A 1042-nucleotide genomic window follows, 5' to 3' on the forward strand; every position below is an offset into this window, starting at 1 on the left:
ATTTGTTATACCTTTGTAGACATATAGGCCGGTGGCAGTGAAGTGCCTGCCGTGGCCGGACAAGTCAAAAACTATTATCATGAACAAAACTGTTTTTACGATCATTGCCTTTGCGGCACTGGCATTCGTACCCGTCAAGGGACAGACATACGCATCGTTGTGGAACCAGGAGAAGGCGGCTGAAAGAAAAGACCTGCCCAAGACACAGATAGAGGTGTTGAGGAAAATACAGGCCAAGGCCGCGGGAGAGAAAGACTACGGGCAGTTGCTCAAGGCCGAGATGAAATCGGTGTCACTGTTGTGCGGCCTGTCGGTAGACTCGTTGGGCCCGGCGACAGACCGGTTGAAGGCCAAAGAGAAAAACACGTCAGATGCCGTGCTGCGTGCCGTTTACAGTGCGATACTGTATAAAATTTTTTCCGGAGAGATACTCGACGGCTGCTCGTCAGACTCGCTTGCCGCACACTATAAGGCCCGTGCCGTCGCCGATGTGAAGACCCTCGCCGCCACCCGCGTGTCGTTGTACGAGCCGTTTGTGATAAAGGGCTATAATGCGTCGGTATTTGGCGACGACATGCTAAGCATCATCGGATACGAGACGCGCAACCATGAGGCCATGCACCGCTATTACAGTGCGGCAGGCATGCGACAGGCGGCCTGCATTACAGCGCTCGAGATGTTGCGTGGCAGCGGCATGGAGAGAGGCGGCAAAATGAATAAATCGGGCTATATAAAATCGCTCGATTCGCTTATCAACGAATATTCCGATCTCGACATAGTCTGCGAGGCGGCCATAGAGCGGTATGATGCCATGAACATATGTACTGACGTGACAGTGGAAGACAGGATAAGCTACATAAACTACGCTATCGGAAAATGGGGCGGCTGGCAGCATGCCAACGTGCTGCGTAACCGTAAGAAGTCGCTGACCGACTCTCGCTTTGAGGTATATTCCGAATACAACACGGTGGCTCCGGGTGTCGGCAGTGTCATCAAGCTCCGGGAATTGCGCAACATATCGTCGCTGACGATGAATGTATAT

At 52.5% G+C, this 1042-nt stretch carries 1 pseudogene; it reads left to right on the plus strand.

Annotated elements, in window-relative coordinates:
* Positions 1-79 precede the first annotated feature (79 nt).
* Positions 80-1042 (plus strand): annotated as a pseudogene (locus MoGM_RS06205) (alpha-2-macroglobulin); the annotation flags it as partial.

Origin of the sequence: Prevotella sp. MGM1 (assembly GCF_002933775.1) — a bacterium.
In the GTDB taxonomy this organism is placed as follows: Bacteria; Bacteroidota; Bacteroidia; order Bacteroidales; family Bacteroidaceae; genus Prevotella.